1 pseudogene is annotated in these 1,022 nt (G+C 38.6%); it reads left to right on the forward strand.

Annotation, left to right across the window (positions count from 1 at the left end):
* Positions 1 to 39: 39 nt before the first annotated feature.
* Positions 40 to 970 (forward strand): annotated as a pseudogene (locus AC07E5_RS09745) (IS5 family transposase).
* Positions 971 to 1,022 lie beyond the last annotated feature (52 nt).

The following is a 1,022-nucleotide window of genomic DNA, read 5'->3' on the forward strand; positions in this document are numbered from 1 at the left end:
ACCTAGCCTAGAAAGATTATTCAGTCCTATAATTTCAATATGAATAAACCTGCTCCTAAAATCTATCGTACAACTAACTGGTCTTCCTACAATCGTGCCCTCATTAACCGAGGTAATATTTCCATTTGGTTTGATCCAAACACTCAGTGGTATGCACAACCACAAGGCAAGCAAGGTCGAAATCAAACTTACTCTGATACCGCTATTCAATGCTGTTTAATGATCAAATCTCTATTCAGACTCTCTTTACGCATGGTCACAGGTTTTGTTCAAAGTTTGATTAAACTGTGTGGATTAAATTGGACTGCGCCAGATTACAGCACGCTTTGTCGAAGACAAAAACATATTGATATTGCGATTAGCTATCAAAAAAGTAGCGATGGGCTACATCTACTCGTAGACTCAACTGGTTTGAAGTTTCTAGGTGAAGGTGAATGGAAACGTAAGAAACATGGACCTGAATATCGTCGCCAATGGCGTAAGCTCCATATTGCTATAGATGCTGAAACCCTTCAAATACGTGCTGTACAACTCACCACAAATAATATGAGCGATTCACAAGTACTCGATGATTTACTTGCTCAAATTCCTTTAGACGAACGAATTGATTCGGTCTACCGACGGTGCTTATGATACGAAGTACTGCAGACAAGTCATTTTAGATCGAGATGCACATGCGGTCATTCCACCAAGAAAAAATGCAAAACCATGGAAAGATCAGAAATTGAGATCTTTAGAGCGGAATGAATTATTAAAAACAGTGAAACGTTTAGGAAGAATGCTTTGAAAAAAATGGTCTGGTTATCATCGTCGAAGTTTGGTCGAAACCAAGATGCATTGCATCAAATTATTAGGCGATAAATTAACAGCAAGGAGTTTTCCTAGTCAGGTCAATCAGATTCATGCACGCATAGCAGTATTAAACAGATTTACAGAATTAGGTCGTCCTCATACCCAAGTTGTCACTTGAGTTCTGTTCAGATAAGCAGGTGCTGTCTTTTAAATCTTTGTGCAACAAAACC

The sequence above is a fragment of the Acinetobacter seohaensis genome, assembly GCF_056431365.1.